The sequence below is a fragment of the Caballeronia glebae genome, from assembly GCF_001545035.1.
GTDB classification, from domain to species: domain Bacteria; phylum Pseudomonadota; class Gammaproteobacteria; order Burkholderiales; family Burkholderiaceae; genus Caballeronia; species Caballeronia glebae.
In genome coordinates this window covers 1-20,411 of the sequence record NZ_FCOJ02000088.1, presented here as the reverse complement: position 1 = coordinate 20,411, position 20,411 = coordinate 1, and the positions used below count along the sequence as shown (strand labels likewise).

Genomic DNA, 20,411 nt, shown 5'->3' with positions numbered 1-20,411 from the left:
GCCCCTGTGCGGGGCGGCAGTCACTTTCTTTGCGGCTGCAAAGAAAGTAACCAAAGAAAGCAGCTCGTCACGCCCGCGGTCATACGCACGTTAGCCAATTTTCTCCTCCAAGGCGGCCCTCGCCTAAGTGTCGCCCTCGTAGGCCCAATCGGGCTTGGATCGCGCACGGTCTGACGAGCTAGTAGCTTGAGCCTGCTGGTTCAGCACCAAATGGCTCCAGCCCGCTTCGCGGCCGACGGGTCAATCGGGGGGCGCGCGCTTCTTGTAACGCAATCTTTTCGATGGTTCCCCCTGCATACCCCACGGCAGCGCGTAGCGCTGTGCCGAAGCTATTTCGTGCTGAACCAGCGCGCTAAAACTTCTAGCTTGGCAGACCGTGCGCGAGCCAAGCCCGGTAATTCCTTTGAGGGCGACACTTAGGCGAGTACCACCTTGAACGAGAAAACTGGCTAACGTGCGTATGACCGCGGGCTTGAAAAGCTGCTTTCTTTGGTTACTTTCTTTGCAGCCGCAAAGAAAGTGACTGCCGCCCCGCACAGGGGCAGTGCTAATAGACCAACACGAAATCGGGATCCGGCGACAAACCCAAAAAAACCACCCGCACCACAAGTTTCCCGAAATCCCCCCGTTAACCATAGAAAGCGCAAAGGCCCCCCAACGGCCGAAGCAATCAGATGGAATAACCCCAAATCCCCCCTCTGTTCGACCCATCGCTTTACACCGCGATAGCCAACAATTCAACCTATCGAAAGAGGCACGCATTCATGGCTACCACGACCGCAAACCAGCAACCCATCGTTCCCGCGAAAAGCGGGCAACTCAAAAAGATCCTGATCATCGCCGTCGGTGCGATCGTGCTGCTCGGCGCGGGCGCCGGCGGCTCCTACTTCTTCCTCGGCAAGAACCACGGCCCGGCCAAGCCCGCTCCGGAACCGCCGCCCGTGTTCTTCCCGCTCGAATCGCTCACGGTGAACCTTCAGTCCGACGACGGCACCATGCACTATCTCCGCGCCGGTCTCACGCTCAAGCTGAAGGACGAAAAGGTCCAGTTGCTCGTCACCGGGCACATGCCCGAAGTCCGCAGCCGCGTGCTGCTCCTGCTCTCCGGCAAGCGCCCCGACGATCTGGCGAGCGTCGACGGCAAGAAACAGCTCGCCAATGAACTGCGGGCGTCGGTCGAAACCGCGGCGAGCACGGCCGATAAGCCCGTGCGCGTCGAGGAAGTGTTGTTCACCGAATTCGTCGTTCAGTAACGCGGCATCAGCGAGTAAAAAAAGTCATGGGCCACGAAGAGTTCATGTCGCAAGAGGAGGTCGATGCCCTCCTCAAGGGCGTCACCGGCGAAATCGATCAGGAAGCTGACGAGAAAAAGCCCGCCGGCGTACGTCCCTACAACATCGCGACGCAGGAACGCATCGTCCGCGGCCGGATGCCCGGCCTCGAAATCATCAACGACCGCTTCGCGCGCCTCATGCGCGTGGGCATCTTCAACTTCATGCGGCGCTCGGCGGAAATTTCCGTCGGCCCGGTGAAGGTGCAGAAGTACAGCGAATTCACGCGCAATCTGCCGATCCCGACCAATCTGAACCTGGTCCATGTGAAGCCCCTGCGCGGCACGTCGCTGTTCGTGTTCGACCCGAACCTCGTGTTCTTCGTGGTCGACAACCTGTTCGGCGGCGACGGGCGGTTTCATACGCGCGTCGAAGGCCGCGAGTTCACGCAGACCGAGCAACGCATCATCAGCAAGTTGCTCAATCTGGTGTTCGAGCACTATTCGACGTCGTGGCGCAGCGTGAAGCCGCTCCAGTTCGAATACATGCGCTCGGAAATGCACACGCAGTTCGCCAACGTGGCGACGCCGAACGAAATCGTGATCGTGACGCAGTTCACGATCGAATTCGGCTCGACGGGCGGCACGCTGCACATCTGCATGCCGTACTCGATGATCGAGCCGATCCGCGACGTGCTCTCGTCGCCGATTCAGGGCGAAGCGCTCGAAGTGGATCGTCGCTGGGTACGCGTGCTGTCGCAGCAGGTGCAGTCGGCGGAAGTGGGAATGACGGTGGATCTCGCCGAGATCCGCTCGTCGTTCGCGCAGATCCTGAACATGCGCGCGGGCGACGTGCTGCCGATCGATATTCCGGAGCAGGTCGTCGCAAAGGTGGATGGCGTGCCGGTCATGGAATGCGGCTACGGAATTTTCAATGGTCAATACGCGCTGCGCGTGCAAAAGATGATCAGCGCGAGCGATACGATGAAGGAAGGTGGATATGAGTGATCTCATGCAGGAAGACACGGCCGGAAAGGACGACGAAATCGCGATGGACGACTGGGCCAGCGCACTCGCCGAACAAAACGGCAACGACGCGCCGGTCGCAGCGAGCGCGGGCGTGTTTCAGCCGCTGTCGAAGGCCGCCGCGCCGTCGACGCGCAACGACATCGACATGATTCTCGACATCCCCGTGCAGATGACGGTGGAACTCGGGCGCACGAAGATCGCGATCCGCAACCTGCTGCAACTCGCGCAAGGCTCGGTCGTGGAACTGGACGGTCTCGCCGGCGAACCGATGGACGTGCTCGTGAACGGCTGCCTCATCGCGCAGGGCGAAGTGGTCGTCGTCAACGACAAGTTCGGCATTCGCCTGACCGACATCATCACGCCGTCCGAACGTATCCGGAAGTTGAATCGATGAAACGCCTGGCCGTTGCGCTGCTTTTCGCCGCGCCTTTGTTCGCGCACGCCGCCGACATGAACGCGGTGAACCACGCCGCGCAGATCGCATCGAGCGTCGGCGCGGGCACCGCGGTGCCGTCGCTCGGTTTCGGCGCGGTATTGCAGACGCTTCTCGGGCTCGTCGTCGTGATCGGCTTCGTGTTCGGTTGCGCGTGGCTCGCGCGCAAGTTCGGCTTGCAGGGCGGCAAGCGCAGCGGTCTCGTGAAGGTCGTCGGCGGCGCATCGCTCGGCAACAAGGAGCGCGTCGCGGTCGTCGAAGTGGGCGACACGTGGCTCGTGCTCGGCGCCGGTCCCGGCAACGTGCGTCTGTTGCACACGATGCCCGCCGGATCGGCGGATGTGGAGAGCGTCGGCGTGCCCGCGCAATCGTCGCCCGGCAACTTCGGCGCGCGGTTTCGCGACGCCCTCGCCGGCGAAGCGAATAAACGGCTTCAGAAGTTCGTCAAGTAACGCGCATTCGGCTGCCGCATCGGGCGTGGTCCGCGAGGATCGCGCCCGATTTGCGTTGTGCGGCGGCCGCTTTGCAATAGAACGAGTTGGCCCGGGTTTCCCCCTCTTTTCGCCCCATCGTTCGATGTCGCGATAGCCGAGAATTCACGCTATCGAAAGAGGCAGGATTTCATGGTTATCACGTTCGTCGTTCATCAAGGTCAGCGCATTCTCGATGCCCTCGCAAGCATCGTCGGCGGGAGCAAGTAATGCAGGTGAGTCGTAATATCGTGCGCGGCGTGAAGCTCGCACTGCCCGTCGCGATCGGTCTTTTGCCGTATCTCGCGTTCGCGCAAAGCACGGCGGGTCTGCCCGCCTTCAACACGAGTCCCGGTCCGAACGGCGGCACGACGTACTCGCTCAGCGTGCAGACAATGCTGCTGCTGACGATGCTCTCGTTTCTCCCCGCGATGGTCCTGATGATGACGAGCTTCACGCGCATCATCATCGTGTTGTCGCTGCTGCGCCAGGCGCTCGGCACGTCGAGCACGCCGCCGAACCAGGTGCTCGTCGGCCTCGCGCTGTTTCTCTCGTTTTTCGTGATGTCGCCGGTTCTCGACCGCGCCTACAGCGACGCGTACAAGCCCTTCTCCGAAGGCCAGATCGCGATGGATCAGGCAATGACGCGCGGCATCGCGCCCTTCAAGCAGTTCATGTTGAAGCAGACGCGCGAATCCGATCTCGCGCTTTTCGCGCGCATCTCGCACGCCGCGCCGATGAACGGTCCGGAAGACGTGCCGCTCTCGTTGCTCGTGCCGTCGTTCATCACGAGCGAGCTGAAGACCGGTTTCCAGATCGGCTTCACGATCTTCATTCCGTTTCTCATCATCGACATGGTGGTGGCGAGCGTGCTGATGTCGATGGGCATGATGATGGTTTCGCCCACGACCATCGCGCTGCCGTTCAAGCTGATGCTGTTCGTGCTCGTCGACGGCTGGCAGTTGCTGATCGGCTCGCTCGCGCAGAGCTTCGTTTCCTGAGGAGTTTTCGATGACGCCAGAATCCGTCATGACGATGGCGCATCAGGCGATGTACGTCGCCCTGTTGCTCGCCGCGCCCCTGTTGCTCGTCGCGCTCGTGGTCGGTCTCGTGGTGAGCCTGTTCCAGGCGGCCACGCAGATCAACGAGTCGACGCTCTCATTCATTCCGAAGCTGATCGCGGTAGCGGTGACGCTCGTGATCGCCGGCCCGTGGATGCTCTCGACGCTGCTCGATTACATGCGCCACGTCTTCACGATCACGCCCGCGATCACCGGCTGAGTTCGCTCGATGTTTTCCGTCACTTATGCGCAACTGAACGGCTGGCTCACGGCGTTTCTCTGGCCGTTCGTGCGCATTCTCGCGCTGATCGCCACCGCGCCCGTGCTGAGCCACATGGCAATTCCGATGCGCGTGAAGATCGCGCTCGCCGCCTTCATCTCGCTGATCGTCGCGCCGACGCTGCCCGCCATGCCGCAGGCGACGGTCTTTTCGGCGGCGGGCGTGTGGATCATCGTGAACCAGTTTTTGATCGGCGCGGCGATCGGCATGGTGATGCAGATCGCGTTCGCCGCCGTCGATGCGGCCGGCGAGTTCATCGGGCAACAAATGGGGCTCGGCTTCGCGATGCTTTACGATCCGCGCGCGGGTGGAAATGCGGTGGTCGTGTCGCGCTATCTGAACACCCTGGCGATGCTCGCGTTTCTCGTGTTCGACGGTCATCTGCAATTGATTAGCGCGCTCGTGGCGACGTTTCAGAGCGTGCCTATCGAAGCGAATGTCGTCGGGGCGGCTTCGCACGCGCAGGGCTGGCGCGTGCTGGTCGGATATGGCGCGAGCGTGTTTTCGACGGGCTTGCTGCTGGCGTTGCCGATCGTGGCGGCGCTGCTCATCGCCAACCTCGCGCTCGGCATTTTGAATCGCGCCGCGCCGCAGATCGGCATTTTTCAGGTCGGCTTTCCGGTGACGATGCTCGTCGGATTGCTTTTGCTGCAGCTCATGGTGCCCAACATGATGCCGTTTTTTCAGCGGATTTTCGATGCGGGCATCGCGCAGGCCGGGCGGGTTGCCGGCGCGATGCTCTAGCTTCTTCGCTGCTCCGACCAATCCCTGAGCGACTCGCCGATACGCGCGACGACGGGGCGCCAGTCCTCGCCGTGCTGCTGGCGCAACAGGCGCATGGACGGATACCACGGGCTGTCCTCGCGCAGATAGTGCCAGCGCCAGTCGCCGAAATCGGGCAGCATCAGCAAGACCGGTTTGCCGAGCGCGCCCGCGACGTGCGCGACCGATGTGTCCACGGTCACGACGACATCGAGCGCGGCAATCGCGCTGGCGGTTTCGTCCATGCTCGTGACCCGCGCGCCGATGTCGTGAAAGTTGCGCAAGCGCTTCGCGTAGTCCGCCGCTTCGTTCGCGCCCGCGCCTTTTTGCAGGCTGTAGAACTCGACGCCCTCGATCGCGAACAGCTCGTCGAGCGTTGAAAGCGATGGCAGCGAACGGGCGTGATCGTTCTCGTGCGTCGGATCGCCCTTGAACACGACGCCCACTTTGACCGCGCGTGCGTCGAGCTGCGTCATGCCTGGCGCGGGCGCTTGCGGCGCGCGCAGATACGGCACCGATTGCGGCAGCGCGTCGAGATCGAGCGGCAGATGCATCGGAATGTCGTGCGGATAGACCCAGAAGTCGTGCGGGGCAATTGCGCCGGCCGCTTTGATGTCGATGACCGCATCCGCCTCGCCCGATGCTTCGAACAGACTGACGAGCGGCGTCTGACACACGACGCTCACGCTCGCCGCGCCGGCCTGCTCCCGCAGAATCCTGGCGAAGCGAAAGAAGAAGATTTCGTCGCCGAGCCCGAACTCGCTCCAGATCGCGATGCGCTTGCCCGCGAGCGGTTCGCCGCTCCAGCGCGGAAAAGCCTGTGGCGGCTGCGCTTTCGTGCGACGCGCCCAGCCCCTCGGCCCGAGGAGCGACTCGCGCAGCGCGAAGCCTTCGTTCAGCCTGCCGCGCGAGATCGCATGAAGCGCGTGATTGAGCCGCGACATATGATCGTCCGGCATGTGCGCCACTGCGCGCGCCATCACGGTGTCCATATGGGCGAGTTCGCGCCAGCGCAGCAGGGCGAGCATCGCCAGATGATAGACGTCGTAGCGATAGGGATAAGCATCGATCGCGGCATGGCACGCCGCGATGCACGCCTCTGCGCTTTGGGCCCTGTAGACCGCATTCACGCGTTCCTGCGCGCCCTGCACGACGCGCTTGCGCAGAACGAGTTCGATGGCGCTTGCGTCAGGTGTATCGGGTGTATCGGGCGAGTCGTCGTGCACGAGCGCGAGGCGTTCGCATTGGGCGATATGCGCGAACGACTTCACGATATCGAGGACATCGATGGAAGACGTCGACGCGTGCGCTCCCCCGCCGATCGAGAAGCGCCATGTGTGCGCCGCGCCGATTGCCTCGTTCGGCACGGTCAGGACGAGATGACCGTGCGGCTTGAGCCGGTCGAGCCATTGCGACAGCGACTGCACGGGATGCGTCTGCGTGGCCAGGCACAGGTCGGCATGCATGAAGTCGACCGATTCTTCTTCGACGCCCATCAGGTATTGCTCGCCGCCCAGCGCCGTGTTCCACCACCGCACCTTCGAGACGCGCGGAAACAGATGCGCCAGCGGCCTGAGAAACGAGCCGTCCGGCGCGAGATCGATTCCCTCGCCTACCAGATAGCGCTGCACGAATTCCGGATCGCGCGCGCGCCGCGTCGCTCTCTTCTCTGCCTCTTCCAATTTTTCACCCGCTCCGCTGACGGACTTCTGTCCTGTAAATGTCACAGCCGGTCATGATCTTATTGGCGGGCGGCATCGGCGGGCATCGGACAATGCTTATATGGCGGTGCGTGCGCCGAAACGCGCTGTTCACGATATCGCGCGGCGGCGGGCAAAAAAATCGCCGCCTCAAGATGGGCGGCGATCGAGGGAAACCACACGCGCCGTGCGCGTCAATTCCCGATGTAATCGAACAGCGACATCTTCTGAATCTGCGAAAACGCCATCTGCGCGGCCTGCAGCGAGTTCTGCGTCAATTCATACTGGCTGATCGACGAGACCAGATCGATGCTCGTCAGATTCGCGAGATCGCTCGCCGTCTGCGTCTGGCTCGTCTGCATCGCGGTCTGCGTCGATTGCACTTCCTGCTCGCGCCCGCCCACCACCGTCTGCGCCGACAGCACGTTGTTGAACGTGTTGTTCACTTTCGTGCCCATCGTCGTCAGCGAGTTGCTGAGCGCCGCCTGCGCGCCCGGCGATCCAGTCGTCTGCTTGAGCGCGCTCACGAGGCTGTCGAGCGTCGCGAAGATGTCGTTGTTGTCCGTTGCCGCCGGTTGCACGGAGAACGTGTCGCCGTCGGCGGGCGCGCCGTCGATCGTCACCTTCTGGCCGCCGAGCGTGACGTCGGTCTTGCCCGTGTAGGCGACGTTCGTCGGCAGCGAGGAATCGGCCGGGTTCGAGGTGACGGAATAGGTCGTCGAGCCGTCCGTCGCCGACACGGAGAACTTGATCGTGTACGCGCTGGCGTTGCCCGCGTTGCTCGTGTCGGTGACGCTCACCGCGCTGATCGTTCCCGTGCCTTTGTTCGCGCCCGCGCTCGACACCGGCGTGCTCTCCGTGGGCGACACGCTGCCGAAGATCGACACGCCCGTGTCGCCCACGGGAATCGAACGTCCCTCGCTGATCTGCACCGTGCGCTGACCGTAGTCGCCCGAATACTGCGTGCCCACGCCCGACGGATCGTTCGTGTACGGCGCCGTGCCGCCCTTGAGACCCGAGAAAATGTAGTTGCCGCCGCTGTCCGTGGTGTTCGCGAGGCTGAAAAGCTGGTCGCGCAAACCCTGGATCGTGTTCGCGACCGACGTGCGGTCCGCGTCGGTGAGCGAGCCGTCGCCGGCATGCACGATCTGCGTCTGGATGCTCTGCAGCACGTTGCTCACGTTGCTCAACGTCGAGTCTTCCTGCTGCAGCGACGACAGCGCCGTCGTCTGGTTCGTGCTGTACTGCGCGAGCGCGCCGCTTTTCATCGTGAGCTGCACTGCTTGCGCCGCGCCGAGCGGATCGTCGGATGCGGTTTGAATGCGCTTGCCCGACGAGATCTGCTGATACATCGATGCAAGCGCGCTCTGCTGGTCGCTCATCGAAGCGACGTTCATGTTGAAGTACTGGGAACTGGAAATACGCATCGCGTTTAGCCTCAGTTGAACATGCCGAGCAGCGACTGGAACAGCGTCGAGGCGGTCTGAATCACCTTGCTGTTCGCTTGATAAAGCTGCTGATACTGAATCAGGTTGGCGGCTTCTTCGTTCAGGTTCACGCCCTGCACCGATTGCTGCGCCGAAGTCGCCTGGCTGAGCAGCGCGGTCTGCGCCGTGCTCGTTGCCTTGAGCTGGTTGGTCTGATTGCCGATCGTGTTGACGTAGCCCGCGTAGGAGCTCGTGAGCGTGTCGGCGCCGCCGTTGAGCGACTTCGCCGAGACCAGTTTCGACATCGCGAGCGCGTTGCTGCCGTCGCTCGTGCCGCCCTTGTTCTGCGCGATCGTGAACGCGTCGTTGTCCTTCGGCGTGCCGCTGATGGTCGCCGAAACGCCGTTCGCCGACACCGTCAAACCCTTGCTCGCGTCGTACGGAATCGTCGTGTTGGCGGCGTATGTCGTCGTGCCGACCGTCACGGGGACATCCGCCGTGAAGCCGGCCGCGCTCGCGCTGTACTTCAGGTTGATGTCCGACGTCATCGCGTTGCTCGTCACCGTCGCCGACGAAATCGACGCCGTGCCGGTGTTCGCGCTCGCCGCCGATGTCACCGCGGGCGACGCCGCCGCGATCGCCGCGCCGTTGCTCGTCGTGAGCTTGAAGTTGTCGAGCGCCGCGCGCGTCGGCTGAATCGTGAACGAATCGCCCGACTGCGCTCCGCTCAGCGAAGACACGTCGATGTTCAGGCCGTTGATCGTCTTGTTCGTCGCCGTCGCCGGGTCGATCGTGCCGAGCGTCTGACCGCTCGCCGGGTCCGTCACCGTGTACTTGCTGCCGTCGTAGGTTACGGTGAAGTCGTTCGTGGGCGGCTGCGTGCCATCGGCGATCGTCGCCGTCGGCATGCCCGTGCCCTTGTTGCGCGCGTTGGCGACGATGGTCGGATCGGTCGTCGAGAACAGCTTGCCGCCGGGCTGGCCGTTCAGGTCGAGGCCGAGCGCGTTCTGGCCGTTCAACTGATTCGCGAAGCTCGTCGCGATCGCGCCGAGTTGCGCCTGCGCCGGATCGAGCGTCTGCGTGCGGAAGTCGATGAGCCCGCCGACCGTGCCGCCCGTGAGCGCCGAGTTGTCGAGGTATTGCATGTTCGCGGGCGTTTGCGTCGCGCCGTTGCTGGCCTGGTACGCGACCGTGAGCTCGCTCGGGTCGGACGGCGAAGGCGCGGTTTGCAGACCGTATTGCGTATTGCCTACGACGAGCGGCTGTCCGTTGCCGATGAACACGTTGTAGTTGCCGCCCGTCTGCACGACCTGCACGCCGATCATCGACGAGAGGTTCGTGACGAGCTGATCGCGCTGGTCGAGCAACTGGTTCGGCTGCTGGCCGCCCGCGCTGGCGATGTTGATCTGCTTGTTGAGATCGGCGATTTGTTGCGAATAGCCGTTGATCTGCGAGACCGCGCTCGTCAGTTGCGTGTTGACGCTTTGGCGCAGCGCGTCGTATTGCTGGCCCGCCGAGTTGATCTGGTCCGCGAGCGTCTGCGCGCTGCTCATCAGCGATTGGCGCGTGGCGGTGCTGCTCGCCGAGTTCGCCACCGACTGCAGGCCGGAGAAGTAGCTGGTGATGCCTTGCGCGATGCCCTTCGTCGGATCGCCTACGAGGTTGTTCAATTGCGAGATCAGCGAGTAATACGTGCTGGCGGCGCTGCTCGACGACTGCGTGTTGTTCACTTGCGTCGTGAGGTACTGGCTGTACTGGCGCGTGACGGTGACGGCCTGGACGCCGTTGCCGAGATAGCCCGAGCCGGTGTACTGGCCAGAGGATTCCTGATACGCGACCTTTTCGAGCGTGTAGCCCGGCGTCGCGGCGTTGCTGATGTTCTGTCCGGTCGTCGTCAGGCCCCATTGGGCGGCATTCAGACCGGAAAGACCAATGCTGAAGATGTTATTGGACATGCGTGAATCCTGTTGAAGCGGCGTTGGATCGAGCGATGCCGCATGGCTGATTTGTATATCGGCCGATTGCCGGGGAAGTTGAGCGTTTGCGCAACGCCGGGGGGCGGCCGGGGGCGGCCGGACGCTGGGCGGTTGGCGCGATGGGGCCATTATCGGAGGGTTGGGGCAATGGCTATTGCGCGAAGAGCGTTGGGTTTTGCTGTTATTTCCGCGGTTTTGATTTCGTTTCGTTTTTTTGGGTTTTCGCCGGATCCCGATTTCGTGTCGGTCTATTAGCACTGCCCCTGTGCGGGGCGGCAGTCACTTTCTTTGCGGCTGCAAAGAAAGTAACCAAAGAAAGCAGCTTTTCAAGCCCGCGGTCATACGCACGTTAGCCAGTTTTCTCGTTCAAGGTGGCCCTCGCCTAAGTGTCGCCCTCAAAGGAATTACCGGGCTTGGCTCGCGCACGGTCTGCCAAGCTAGTTGTTTTAGGGCGCTGGTTCAGCACCAAATAGCTTCGGCACAGCGCTACGCGCTGCCGTGGGGTATGCAGGGGAAACCATCGAGAAGATTGGCGTTACAAGAAGCGCGCGCATCCCCGATTGACCCGTCGGCCGCGAAGCGGGCTGGAGCCATTTCGCGCTGAACCAGCACGCCCAAACTACTGGCTTGGCAGACCGTGCGCGAGCCAAGCCCGATTGGGCCTACGAGGGCGACACTTAGGCGAGGGCCGCCTTGGAGGAGAAAATTGGCCAACGTGCGTATGACCGCGGGCGTGACGAGCTGCTTTCTTTGGTTACTTTCTTTGCAGCCGCAAAGAAAGTGACTGCCGCCCCGCACAGGGGCGTGCCAATAAACCGACACGAAATCGGGATCCGGCGATAACCCAAGCAAACGCCCGCGCCGGCAAAAAAACGAACCCCAAAAACCTACTTCGCCAACGACCGCCGCTTCATCTCAAGCTGGGTAATCAAGCGCTGCAAGGTATTCTCCGCCGACCCCGGCATCGAAACAAACTTGAACCCGATCGTATATCGACGATCCCCTTTCGCCGTCGTCGATTCCCGATGCGAAACGAGCATCATATCCAGCGTCACTCTTCCATTCGCGCTGAAATGCAGTTCGGCATCCTGCAACACAATGCCCATCTCCAGATCCGCGACGCGCTCATCCATCGTGCGCAATGCCACGCCACCCAGCGACAAATCATGCACCTCGAAGCGGAATCGCTCACCATCGGGCAGCGTGCCCGTGCACACGTAAGGATCGAGAACCGGCGCCTCCACGCGGAAATACTCGCGCCGTTGCATGTAATACAGCACCGTCGGAAAATCGACTTCGAACGCCGGACGCCCGTCGAACGTCGTCTCGCGCGGCCCCGGCGTCGTGAACTCGACACGCACGCCATCCGGCGACGCGCTGAAAATCAGTTTCTGCGACGCAAGCACGCCGCGATTCTGCTCCTCAAGACCGCCCCAGTCGAAAGTGAAGCGATGCGCGGTGACATCGACGTCGAGCAAACGCGTGACGATCTGGCCGTCGCCGTATTGCGCCGTCAGAAAGTCCCCGCGATTGGCGAGGTTGCGCAGCGCCACGCCGATTTCGAGCGGATTACGCCTGCCGAAATCCACGATCGGCGCGATATCTTCGTCGGCAACGTCATGCTTTTGATAGGTGTTCATGGTGCTAGCCGTGTTCATTGTGCTCGCGCGCTGCCCGACCCCCGAACATCGCGCGACGATCCGAACCGAATAGGTCCGGCACTTCGATTATTCAGGTTAGCGGCATACATCCTGAAAAGTTTAGGGTCACACAACGAAAAATGTATGTGGTGCGCCGTCCCTACGAACGTAAAACGTTTGCTGCCGCAAAAGGTCCGAACAATCGACCTGTTCGCGCGCACAAAATTGCGCGCAAGCCTTCTTTAGCAAGAAGGCGGCCACAAACGTCGACTGAATGCGCGGTGCGGCCGCGCATCGGCGTCAAACGATCTGACGCATGATCGAAATGAGCTTCTTCGCGTACTGCGGATCGGTCGCGTAACCCGCCTTCTGCATGCCGTGCGCAAAGCCCACGACATCGCGCGAAGCCTGAATCACCGGCGCATAACGCGGATTGTTCTTGATGACGCTCGCGTAATCGGTCAGCGCGTCCTCGTATGAATCGTAGGCGCGGAACTTCTCGACGACCTTCTGCGGACGGCCGTTCACGTATTCGGTCGTGACCGAGCTGACGGTCTTGCCGGCCCAGTCTTTCGTCGCCTTCACGCCGAAGATGTTGTGGCTCGTCGTGCCGTTCGAGTTCTTGATCTCGCGTTTGCCCCAGCCCGATTCGAGCGCCGCCTGACCGATGATGAAGCGCGCCGGAATGCCCGTCGCCGCGCTCGCGGCCTGCGCCGGCACGGCGAGCCTGTCGACGAACGCGTTCACCTTGTCGGAGCCGTTGCCGCGCGCCGGGGCTTCGAGCGAGTCCGCCGCCGTGTAGCCCTTGCCCGCGAGCGACGCGTTGCTCTTGTTGCCCTGCGCGGCCGAGTACGCCTTCGCCATCGCGTTCATCGCGGCGAGATTGCCCGCGTTCGCATCGAGATCGCCGCCGCCGCCCGACATGCCGCCGAGCGTCTGCATCGCGTTCATCGCGCCCGCGCCCGCGCCCGCGCCACTCGCACCGTTCGCGCCGGTCTGCGCGCCCGAGTTGCGCATGAGTTGCTTCAACATCATGTCCGCGACGCCGATGCCCTTCGACGCCATCTGCTGCGACAACTGCTGATCGAGCATCGACGTGAACGACTTCGCGTCGTTCGAATCGAACGGGCTGTCCGAAGGCGTCGCGTCGCGCATGCTCTTCAGCATCATTTGCGTGAAGACGGCGTCGAACTGCTTGGCCGCTTCCTTGAGACCTTGCTGCGGGTTCGCGCCGGCTTGCGCGCGCAACGCATCGAAGCCCTGCGTGTCGAGCGCGAAACGGTTCGACAGGTTCGACAAGCCGCTCGTCGTATCGGTCGATGCCAACGCGGTGCTGGCGATGCCGGTCGTGTTCGAGTTCATGAGCCTTCGTCCCTTAGATGATTTCGAGGTCTGCGCGCAGCGCGCCCGCGGCCTTCATCGACTGAAGGATCGAGATGAGATCCGCCGGCGTCGCGCCGAGCGCGTTGAGCGCCTTCACGACATCCGCGAGATTCGCGCCCGCGGCGAGCATCTTGAGCGCGCCGCTGTCCTGCCTGAGCTGAATCGACGACTCCTTGGCCGCGACCGTCTGGCCGTTCGAGAACGCGCCCGGCTGGCTCACCGCCGTCTTCGTATTGATGACGACCGACAGATTGCCGTGCGCGACCGCGCAGTTCTGCAGCGTGACCATCTGATTCATGACGATGGAACCGGTGCGCGCGTTCAAGATCACCTTCGCGGCGGCCTGCGCCGGACGCACGTCGATGTTCTGCAGTTGCGCCATGAACGACACCTGCTCGCCCGGGTCCTGCGGCGCGCGCAACTGGATCGTGCGGCCGTCGAGCGCGAGCGCCGTGCCCATGCCGAACAGGTTGTTCACGGCCGCGACCACACGCTGCGTCGTGTCGAAGTCCATTTCGCGCAGTTCCATCTGCATGACGCCGCCCTGTTGCTGCAACGCCGACGGCACCGCTCGCTCGACGATCGCGCCAGCGCTGATACGGCCGACCGCGAGCTGGTTCACCTGCACCTTGCTGCCGTTCGCGCTCGCGCCCGCGCCGCCGACGACGAGGTTGCCCTGCGCCATCGCGTAGACCTGGCCATCTGCGCCTTTCAACGGCGACATCAGCAGCGTGCCGCCGCGCAGGCTCTTCGCGTTGCCGAGCGACGAAACCGTCACGTCGATCGCTTCGCCGGGGCGCGAGAACGGCGGCAGCGTGGCCGTCACCATCACGGCGGCGACGTTCTTCAACTGCATGTTCTGCGTCGTCGCGGAGTTCACCGTGATGCCGAGGTTGCCGAGCATGTTGGTGAGCGATTGCGTCGTGAATGGCGTCTGCATGGTCTGGTCGCCGGTGCCGTCGAGACCGACGACGAGTCCGTAGCCGATCAGCGGATTGTCACGCACGCCCTGGAACGAGACGAGGTCTTTCAGGCGCTCGGCGTGCGCGTGTTGCGCCGACCCGATGGCGACGAGCGCGACCGCGAGCGAGAACGAAACGAAACGAAGAAACGGATTCATGATCAGAACGGCGCGACGTTGAGGAAGAAGCGTTGGAGCCAGCCCATGTTTTCAGCTTCGTCGATGTAGCCCTTCGCCGAGTATTCGATCTTCGCGTCGGCGATTTGGGTGGAGAAGACGGTGTTGCTGCCCGAGATGGTCGTCGGGTTGACGACGCCCGAGAAGCGCACGAATTCGTTGCCCTGATTGATGAGCATCTGCTTTTCGCCGCTCACCATCAGGTTGCCGTTGGGCAGAACTTCCGTGACGGTGACGGTCAGCGTGCCGCTGAACGTGTTGGCCGCGCTCGCGCCGCCCGCCGCCGTGAACTTGTTCGCGCCGGTGGCCGAGAGGTTCGTGTTGTTGAAGAGTCCGCCGAAGATGCCCGGCACAGTCGGCACCGCGAACGACGCGTTGCCGCCGCGATTGGTGTTCGCCGCCGACGACTTCGTCGCGTTGACGTTTTCCGAAATCACGATGGTCAGGATGTCGCCCACGTTGCGCGGCCGCTGGTCTTCGAACAGCGGCCGGCCCGCGTAGCCCGCGTTGTAGATCGCGCCGGCCGAACGCGTGCCCATCGGCGGTTGCGGCGGACGCGCGGTCATCGGCTGCTGGATGATCGGCTCTTTCGGCACGAGGCCGCACGCGGCGAGCGCTGCGATCAGCGCGGCCATCGAAGCGCGCGAGAGAATTTGAGTAGGCGACATCTTGGTGACTCTGGTTAGGCGTTACTTCAAACCTGCATCTGCGACAGCGTCTGCAGCATCTGGTCGGACGTGGTCACGGCCTTGCTGTTGATTTCGTACGCGCGCTGGGTCTGGATCATGTTGACGAGTTCCTGCACCACGTTCACGTTCGACGCTTCCACGTAGCCTTGTTGCAGCGAGCCCGCGCCGTTCAGTCCCGGCTGCGCCACGTTCGGCGCGCCCGAGCTGCTGGTCTCCGAGAACAGGTTCTCGCCGCGCGCATCGAGACCGGCCGGGTTGATGAAGGTCGCGAGCGTGATCTGGCCGACCGTCGTGCTGGTCGTGCTGTTCGCGCTCGTCACCGACACCGTGCCGTCCGAGCCGACCGTGATGCCCGTCGCGTTCTGCGGAATCGTGATCGCCGGATTCAGCTGATAGCCGCTCGACGTGACGAGCTGGCCTTGTGAGTTCGTCTGGAACGAGCCGTCGCGGGTGTAGGAGGTCGAACCGTCGGGCATCGTCACCTGGAAAAAGCCCTGACCGTTGATCGCGACATCCTTCGAGTTGCCGGTCTGTTGCAGATTGCCCTGGGTGTAGAGGCGCTCGGTCGCGACCTGTTGCACGCCGGTGCCGAGCTGCACGCCCGACGCGAGTTCGGTCTGTTGCGTCGAATTCGCGCCCGGCTGGCGCGTCGTCTGATACAGCAGATCCTCGAACACCGCGCGCGAGCCCTTGAAGCCGTTCGTGCTCACGTTGGCGAGGTTGTTCGAGATGGTGTCCATCTGCGCCTGCTGCGCATTCATGCCGGTCGCGGCGATGTAGAGAGAGCGATTCATCTTGTTTCGTATCCTGTGTGCTGGCGTTTGCCGCTTAAGAGAAGTTGAGCAGCTTGTTGGCCGACTGTTCGTTCTGGTCGGCGGATTCCATCAGCTTCGTCTGCATCTGGAATTGCCGCGCGTTGGTGATCATCGAGACCATCGCGGAGACCGGATTCACGTTGCTGCCTTCAAGCGCGCCGCCGGCCACGACCACGTTCGGGTCGGCGTCGGCGGGGTCGCCCGTCGCGGTGCGAAAGAGCCCGTCGTCGCCGCGCGTGAGCGTCGCCGGATCGGGATTCACGAGCTTGAGCTGATCCACGACCGCGATGGCCGTCGGCGGGTCGCCCGGAATCAGCGCGGAGATCGTGCCGTCCTTGCCGACCGTCACTTCCGCGCCCGGCGGAATCGACAGCGGACCGCTGTTGCCCAGCACCGGCAGGTTGCTGGACGTGACAAGCTGGCCGTTCTGATCCACGTGCAGATTGCCCGCGCGCGTGTACGCCTCGCTGCCGTCCGCGGCCTGCACGGAAAGCCAGCCCTGTCCCTGCACGGCGACATCGAGCGGATTGCCGGTCTGCTGGATCGGGCCTGCCGAGTAGTCCGCGTTCGGCGTCGACGAGAGCACGAAGGTGCGCGTCGTGCCGTCGGCGGACTGGTCCTCGAACGACATCGGCACCTGGCGGAACGCCGCGAGCTGCGCCTTGAAACCCGTGGTCGACGTGTTCGCGAGGTTGTTCGCGACGACGGCTTGCTGTTCGAGCGCCTGGCTTGCGCCGGTCATCGCGGTGTAGATCAGACGGTCCATGAATCGTTTCCTTCTTCCCTGATGCGTCAAATTCGCGTGCGGACGACGCTTACAGATTGATCAGCGTCTGATCGACGGTCTGCTGCGTCTTGATCGTCTGCGCGTTCGCCTGATAGTTGCGCTGCGCCGTGATCAGATTCACGAGCTCGCTCGTCAGGTCGACGTTGGAGTTCTCCACCGCGCCGCCCTGCAGCGTGCCGTGGTTGGTCGAGCCCGGCACGCCGACTTGCGGCGCGCCCGAGGCCGCGGTTTGCGCGTAGACGTTGCCGCCGAGATCCTGCAAGCCGTTCTGGTTGTTGAAGTTGGCGACGGCGATCTGCCCGAGCGCCTTCGTTTCGCCGTTCGAGTAGTTGCCCGTCAGGGTGCCGTCGCCGCCGACTGTGAAGCCCGTCAGTTCGCCCGTGCTGTTGCCGTCCTGCACGATGTTCGTCACGCCGTCTTTCGCGCCGTACTGCGTCGTGCCGTTGAGGTCGATCGTGAGCGCTTGCTGCGTGGCGCCGCCGTCCGCGCCGTTCGGAATCGCGAACGTGAACTTGCCCGATGTCGCCGTCGCCGCGCCCGACGAGTCCGTCGTCGAAGTCAGCGTGCCGGACGAGTTGAACGTCATCTTGCCGAGCGAGATCGGCGCGCTGACCGGGTCGCCGTAGGTCGCGTAGCCTTGCCACGTATTCGTGGCCGAGTCCTTCGCGAAGTACACGGAGACCTTTTGTGTGCCGCCGAGCGAGTCGTACACATCGACGGACGTCGACTGGTTGAAGGTGGTCGAGTCGGTCGGGTCGAACGCGCGGGTCGGCGCGGTGTCTTGCGAGTTCAGGTTGAACGCAGCCGTGATGTTCTTGGTCGCGGTCGGCGCGATGTTGGACGTCGGCACGGTCAGCGGCACGGTGCTCGCGCTGTTGATCGCGCCGTTCGAGTTCGCGGCGTAGCCCATCAATTGCAGCCCCCCCGCGTTGACGATACGGCCCTGGTTGTCGAGATGGAACACGCCGTTGCGCGAGTACACGGTCGAGCCGTTGTTCGACAACTGATAAAAACCGTTGCCGTTGATCGCCACATCGAGCGCCTGGTTGGTCGTCGTGATCGTGCCTTGCGAGAACTGCTGCTGCACTTCGGCGAGTTGCGTGCCGATGCCGATCTGGTTGCTCACGGCGGTCGCCATCGAATTCGCGTACATGTCGGCGAACTGCGCGGCGCCCTGCTTGAAGCCGACCGTGTTCGCGTTCGCGATGTTGTTGCCGATGACGTCGAGATCGCTCGATGCGGCGCCCAGACCGCTCAGTGCTTGTTGGTAACTCATGTGTTTCTCCGTAACGAGTCCGCGCTCGTCCTAAAAGTTGATTTAAAGGATCGACGCGACGCCCGTCAGCGCGACCGTGGAGCCGTTCGAAAGCTTGAGACCCGGCGCGCCGCCCGACATCTGCACGACGCTTTGCACTTGCGAAGCCGACAGCGTCGTCGCGGTCGCCTGCTGGCCGTTGATCGTGCCTTGCGCGGTGATCGTGTAGCTGCCGTCGGCGAGCGTCGCGCCCTTCGAATCGACCGGCGTCCAGCCCGTCACCGGCACGACGCCCGCGCCTTGCGCGCCAAGGTCGAGCGTGTTGACGATCTGGCCCGACGCGTTCTTCACGACGATCTGCAGGTCGCTCACGTCGTTCGCGAGTTGCACGCCGAAGCTCGACGACGCGCCCTTCGACACCGTCACGTTGTTGCCCGAGGAGAGCACGTTCGAGCCGATGAGCAGCGCGGCCTGCGTCTGCTGGCCGGCGGAAAGCTGCGTCGCGAGCGACGACAGCGACGTGTTCAACTGGCCGATGCCCGTCACCGTGTTGATCTGCGCAAGCTGCGAGGTCATCTGCGAGCTGTCGGCGGGGTTGGTCGGGTCCTGGTTCTTCAGCTGCGTCACGAGCAGCGTGAGGAACGTGTTCTGCAGATCCGAACCGGACGTGCCGGAGGTCGAATTTGCCGACGCCGACGAGCTCGACGAAGCGCCGTTCATGGTGTCGAGCAGAGTCTGCGACACCGTGGTGCCGTTGCTGCCGATGGTTGTGCTGGTCGTCACGTTGTGTTCCTTGAGTGTGTCTTTATCAGGTGCCGATAGTCAGGGTCTTGAGCATCAATTGCTTCGCGGTGTTGAGCGTTTCGACGTTCGCCTGATAGGAACGCGACGCGGAAATCATGTTGACCATTTCCTGCACCGGATCGACGTTGGGCATCGTCACGTAGCCGTCCGCGTTCGCCGCCGGGTTGCTCGGGTCGTAGCTGGTTTTCATCGGGCTCGGATCGTCGATCACGCCCGTCACCTGCACGCCGCCGACCTGCTGGCCGGACGCGGTCTTCGCGCCGCCGAGCGGATCGACCGCGAACACGACCTGCTTGGCCTTGTACGGCTGACCGTCCGGGCCGGTCGTGCTGTCCGCGTTCGCGAGGTTCGACGCGGTGACGTTCAGGCGCTGCGCCTGGGCGGACATCGCCGAGCCGGCGACGTTGAAGATGTTCATCAAGGAAGGCATGCGTTTCTCCTACTGCGCTCAACTATTCGACGTAATCGCCGACATCATCGATTTGATCTGCGACGACAGCACCGTCATGCCCGCCTCGAAATGCAGCGCGTTGTCCGCGAACTGCACGCGCTCCGAGTCGAGGTCGACCGTGTTGCCGTCGAGCGACGGCTGGCTCGGCACGCGATAGGCGAGCTTGCCGTAGTCGTCGCTCGAACCGCCCGATGCGGACAGCGTCGACGTGCCGCTCATATGGCCTTTGGCCGTCGTGGCGAGGCCGCTGCTCGTGCTCACGCTGACGGGCTGCGCCATCTTCAGCGTCGAGTTGTTCGTTGCGCCGCCGCCTTGCTTGAGCGCGCCAGCGAGTGCGCTCGAAAATTCGACGTCGCGCGCCTTGTAGCCGGGCGTGTCGGCGTTGGCGATATTCGACGACAGCAATTCCTGCCGGTAAGCGCGCACGTCGAGCGCCTCACGGCCAAATGCGAATTCCTTGTCGAGTCTGTCTAGCATTGCGGTTTCTCCTGTCGGCAGCGCCGGGGCCTTTTTGCATGACACGCATCTTAGGAGCGGCGCGCAATAACTAATCCGACGAATAACCGGGAAACGGGGCCTCTATTCGACGCTTGCCTTATCCCGCCGATATCTAGAATTCGTTTCGTGACCGATGGCGGGCGTTTTTTCCCGCCGGAATCGGATCAGGGCAGTCGCCGCGTCGTGCGCGGCTCGATCGAAACTGGTACGGAGAAAGTTGATGAGCAGGTCCGCGAATCGTGCATCGAACCCTACGGCTCCCGCCGCAGCGAAGTTCGCGCGCCGCACGCTGCGCGCTCTGGCCGGCGTGTCTCTTTTGATGGTCGTCGCGGCGGGCGCGCAGGCGCAGCAGGGCGACGGTCCGATCGTCATTCCGGGCAACGCGGAGAGCAATCCCGCCGCCGCGGCCGACATGGCGAATCGCCTGAACGCGCCGGTTTCTCGCGTTTCCGCTCCCGTTGCGGCGACGCCCGCGCCTGAAAGCGCGCGCACGAGCGGTTATCGCGCCGCCACGCGGGCCGCCGACGCCGCGATGCGCAACGC

Annotated in this window: 20 protein-coding genes and 1 pseudogene; 8 read left to right on the top strand and 13 right to left on the bottom strand. The window is 63.3% G+C overall.

The annotated features are described in order from the left end of the window. The first annotated feature begins 764 nt into the window (after positions 1 to 764). The 7 genes from fliL (at position 765) to fliR (ending at position 5,287) form a co-directional block, all read left to right on the top strand. On the top strand, positions 765 to 1,253 hold the full coding sequence (gene fliL, locus AWB82_RS33975) for a flagellar basal body-associated protein FliL (protein ID WP_086973666.1): 489 nt from the start codon (positions 765 to 767) through the stop codon (positions 1,251 to 1,253). 26 nt (positions 1,254 to 1,279) lie between these two features. After that, complete coding sequence (gene fliM, locus AWB82_RS33970; protein WP_086973665.1) at positions 1,280 to 2,278, top strand: flagellar motor switch protein FliM; 999 nt, start codon at positions 1,280 to 1,282, stop codon at positions 2,276 to 2,278. Then, positions 2,271 to 2,693 carry a flagellar motor switch protein FliN gene (fliN, locus tag AWB82_RS33965; protein WP_086973664.1) on the top strand — a complete coding sequence of 141 codons (423 nt, stop codon included), beginning with the start codon at positions 2,271 to 2,273 and terminating at the stop codon, positions 2,691 to 2,693. Before fliM ends, fliN begins: the two co-directional genes overlap by 8 nt. Continuing rightward, positions 2,690 to 3,184, top strand: a complete 495-nt coding sequence (fliO, locus tag AWB82_RS33960; RefSeq protein ID WP_086973663.1) for a flagellar biosynthetic protein FliO — start codon at positions 2,690 to 2,692, stop codon at positions 3,182 to 3,184. Before fliN ends, fliO begins: the two co-directional genes overlap by 4 nt. Before the next feature lie 248 nt (positions 3,185 to 3,432). Continuing rightward, on the top strand, positions 3,433 to 4,203 hold the full coding sequence (fliP, locus tag AWB82_RS33955; protein WP_086973662.1) for a flagellar type III secretion system pore protein FliP: 771 nt from the start codon (positions 3,433 to 3,435) through the stop codon (positions 4,201 to 4,203). Between the two features lie 10 nt (positions 4,204 to 4,213). Next, positions 4,214 to 4,483, top strand: a complete 270-nt coding sequence (fliQ, locus tag AWB82_RS33950; protein WP_008352562.1) for a flagellar biosynthesis protein FliQ — start codon at positions 4,214 to 4,216, stop codon at positions 4,481 to 4,483. A gap of 9 nt (positions 4,484 to 4,492) precedes the next feature. Then, positions 4,493 to 5,287: a flagellar biosynthetic protein FliR gene (gene fliR / locus AWB82_RS33945; RefSeq protein ID WP_086973661.1), complete on the top strand. Its 795-nt coding sequence runs from the start codon at positions 4,493 to 4,495 to the stop codon at positions 5,285 to 5,287. On the opposite strand, the gene AWB82_RS33940 is transcribed toward fliR, so the two are convergent. The 13 genes from AWB82_RS33940 to flgB form a co-directional block, all read right to left on the bottom strand. Further along, positions 5,284 to 6,987 carry a glycosyltransferase family 9 protein gene (locus tag AWB82_RS33940; RefSeq protein ID WP_086973660.1) on the bottom strand — a complete coding sequence of 568 codons (1,704 nt, stop codon included), beginning with the start codon at positions 6,985 to 6,987 and terminating at the stop codon, positions 5,284 to 5,286. The two genes, fliR and AWB82_RS33940, sit on opposite strands and share 4 nt — an antisense overlap. A 212-nt stretch (positions 6,988 to 7,199) precedes the next feature. After that, complete coding sequence (gene flgL / locus AWB82_RS33935; RefSeq protein WP_086973659.1) at positions 7,200 to 8,432, bottom strand: flagellar hook-associated protein FlgL; 1,233 nt, start codon at positions 8,430 to 8,432, stop codon at positions 7,200 to 7,202. Positions 8,433 to 8,443: 11 nt separating this feature from the next. After that, complete coding sequence (gene flgK / locus AWB82_RS33930) at positions 8,444 to 10,387, bottom strand: flagellar hook-associated protein FlgK (RefSeq protein ID WP_086973658.1); 1,944 nt, start codon at positions 10,385 to 10,387, stop codon at positions 8,444 to 8,446. Positions 10,388 to 11,295: 908 nt separating this feature from the next. Next, positions 11,296 to 12,048 (bottom strand): flagellar brake protein, encoded by a 753-nt coding sequence (locus tag AWB82_RS33920; protein WP_086973668.1) that lies wholly within the window; start codon positions 12,046 to 12,048, stop codon positions 11,296 to 11,298. Positions 12,049 to 12,348: 300 nt separating this feature from the next. Continuing rightward, on the bottom strand, positions 12,349 to 13,410 hold the full coding sequence (flgJ, locus tag AWB82_RS33915; protein WP_086973656.1) for a flagellar assembly peptidoglycan hydrolase FlgJ: 1,062 nt from the start codon (positions 13,408 to 13,410) through the stop codon (positions 12,349 to 12,351). 13 nt (positions 13,411 to 13,423) lie between these two features. After that, the gene (locus AWB82_RS33910; protein WP_086973655.1) at positions 13,424 to 14,551 is read right to left on the bottom strand and encodes a flagellar basal body P-ring protein FlgI; all 1,128 of its coding nucleotides are present in this window, start codon (positions 14,549 to 14,551) and stop codon (positions 13,424 to 13,426) included. Between the two features lie 2 nt (positions 14,552 to 14,553). Continuing rightward, the gene (locus AWB82_RS33905; protein WP_086973654.1) at positions 14,554 to 15,237 is read right to left on the bottom strand and encodes a flagellar basal body L-ring protein FlgH; all 684 of its coding nucleotides are present in this window, start codon (positions 15,235 to 15,237) and stop codon (positions 14,554 to 14,556) included. A 26-nt stretch (positions 15,238 to 15,263) separates the two neighbouring features. Further along, a complete protein-coding gene (gene flgG, locus AWB82_RS33900) occupies positions 15,264 to 16,052 on the bottom strand; it encodes a flagellar basal-body rod protein FlgG (protein WP_086973653.1) in 789 nt (262 codons plus the stop codon). Between the two features lie 34 nt (positions 16,053 to 16,086). Then, positions 16,087 to 16,839 (bottom strand): flagellar basal-body rod protein FlgF, encoded by a 753-nt coding sequence (gene flgF / locus AWB82_RS33895; RefSeq protein ID WP_086973652.1) that lies wholly within the window; start codon positions 16,837 to 16,839, stop codon positions 16,087 to 16,089. 49 nt (positions 16,840 to 16,888) lie between these two features. Next, positions 16,889 to 18,136, bottom strand: coding sequence for a flagellar hook protein FlgE (flgE, locus tag AWB82_RS33890; RefSeq protein WP_086973651.1), 1,248 nt, complete (start codon positions 18,134 to 18,136; stop codon positions 16,889 to 16,891). Positions 18,137 to 18,178: 42 nt separating this feature from the next. After that, positions 18,179 to 18,898, bottom strand: a complete 720-nt coding sequence (locus AWB82_RS33885; protein WP_086973650.1) for a flagellar hook assembly protein FlgD — start codon at positions 18,896 to 18,898, stop codon at positions 18,179 to 18,181. A gap of 25 nt (positions 18,899 to 18,923) precedes the next feature. Further along, positions 18,924 to 19,349 carry a flagellar basal body rod protein FlgC gene (gene flgC, locus AWB82_RS33880; protein ID WP_086973649.1) on the bottom strand — a complete coding sequence of 142 codons (426 nt, stop codon included), beginning with the start codon at positions 19,347 to 19,349 and terminating at the stop codon, positions 18,924 to 18,926. A gap of 18 nt (positions 19,350 to 19,367) precedes the next feature. Then, positions 19,368 to 19,847, bottom strand: a complete 480-nt coding sequence (gene flgB / locus AWB82_RS33875; protein WP_086973648.1) for a flagellar basal body rod protein FlgB — start codon at positions 19,845 to 19,847, stop codon at positions 19,368 to 19,370. A 241-nt stretch (positions 19,848 to 20,088) separates the two neighbouring features. On the opposite strand from flgB, the pseudogene AWB82_RS33870 reads away from it, so the two are divergent. Then, positions 20,089 to 20,411: pseudogene (locus AWB82_RS33870) on the top strand (flagellar basal body P-ring formation chaperone FlgA); the annotation flags it as partial.

What these genes read in the sequence shown, in the direction of transcription:
- fliP (WP_086973662.1), top strand. Translation starts at nt 3,433, where the DNA reads ATGCAGGTGAGTCGTAATATCGTGCGCGGCGTGAAGCTCGCACTGCCC.
- fliR (WP_086973661.1), top strand. Translation starts at nt 4,493, where the DNA reads ATGTTTTCCGTCACTTATGCGCAACTGAACGGCTGGCTCACGGCGTTT.
- flgG (WP_086973653.1), bottom strand. Translation starts at nt 16,052, where the DNA reads ATGAATCGCTCTCTCTACATCGCCGCGACCGGCATGAATGCGCAGCAG.
- AWB82_RS33920 (WP_086973668.1), bottom strand. Translation starts at nt 12,048, where the DNA reads ATGAACACCTATCAAAAGCATGACGTTGCCGACGAAGATATCGCGCCG.
- fliO (WP_086973663.1), top strand. Translation starts at nt 2,690, where the DNA reads ATGAAACGCCTGGCCGTTGCGCTGCTTTTCGCCGCGCCTTTGTTCGCG.
- AWB82_RS33910 (WP_086973655.1), bottom strand. Translation starts at nt 14,551, where the DNA reads ATGAATCCGTTTCTTCGTTTCGTTTCGTTCTCGCTCGCGGTCGCGCTC.
- AWB82_RS33905 (WP_086973654.1), bottom strand. Translation starts at nt 15,237, where the DNA reads ATGTCGCCTACTCAAATTCTCTCGCGCGCTTCGATGGCCGCGCTGATC.
- flgB (WP_086973648.1), bottom strand. Translation starts at nt 19,847, where the DNA reads ATGCTAGACAGACTCGACAAGGAATTCGCATTTGGCCGTGAGGCGCTC.
- flgK (WP_086973658.1), bottom strand. Translation starts at nt 10,387, where the DNA reads ATGTCCAATAACATCTTCAGCATTGGTCTTTCCGGTCTGAATGCCGCC.
- flgE (WP_086973651.1), bottom strand. Translation starts at nt 18,136, where the DNA reads ATGAGTTACCAACAAGCACTGAGCGGTCTGGGCGCCGCATCGAGCGAT.
- fliM (WP_086973665.1), top strand. Translation starts at nt 1,280, where the DNA reads ATGGGCCACGAAGAGTTCATGTCGCAAGAGGAGGTCGATGCCCTCCTC.
- fliQ (WP_008352562.1), top strand. Translation starts at nt 4,214, where the DNA reads ATGACGCCAGAATCCGTCATGACGATGGCGCATCAGGCGATGTACGTC.
- flgF (WP_086973652.1), bottom strand. Translation starts at nt 16,839, where the DNA reads ATGGACCGTCTGATCTACACCGCGATGACCGGCGCAAGCCAGGCGCTC.
- flgC (WP_086973649.1), bottom strand. Translation starts at nt 19,349, where the DNA reads ATGCCTTCCTTGATGAACATCTTCAACGTCGCCGGCTCGGCGATGTCC.
- fliN (WP_086973664.1), top strand. Translation starts at nt 2,271, where the DNA reads ATGAGTGATCTCATGCAGGAAGACACGGCCGGAAAGGACGACGAAATC.
- flgJ (WP_086973656.1), bottom strand. Translation starts at nt 13,410, where the DNA reads ATGAACTCGAACACGACCGGCATCGCCAGCACCGCGTTGGCATCGACC.
- flgL (WP_086973659.1), bottom strand. Translation starts at nt 8,432, where the DNA reads ATGCGTATTTCCAGTTCCCAGTACTTCAACATGAACGTCGCTTCGATG.
- fliL (WP_086973666.1), top strand. Translation starts at nt 765, where the DNA reads ATGGCTACCACGACCGCAAACCAGCAACCCATCGTTCCCGCGAAAAGC.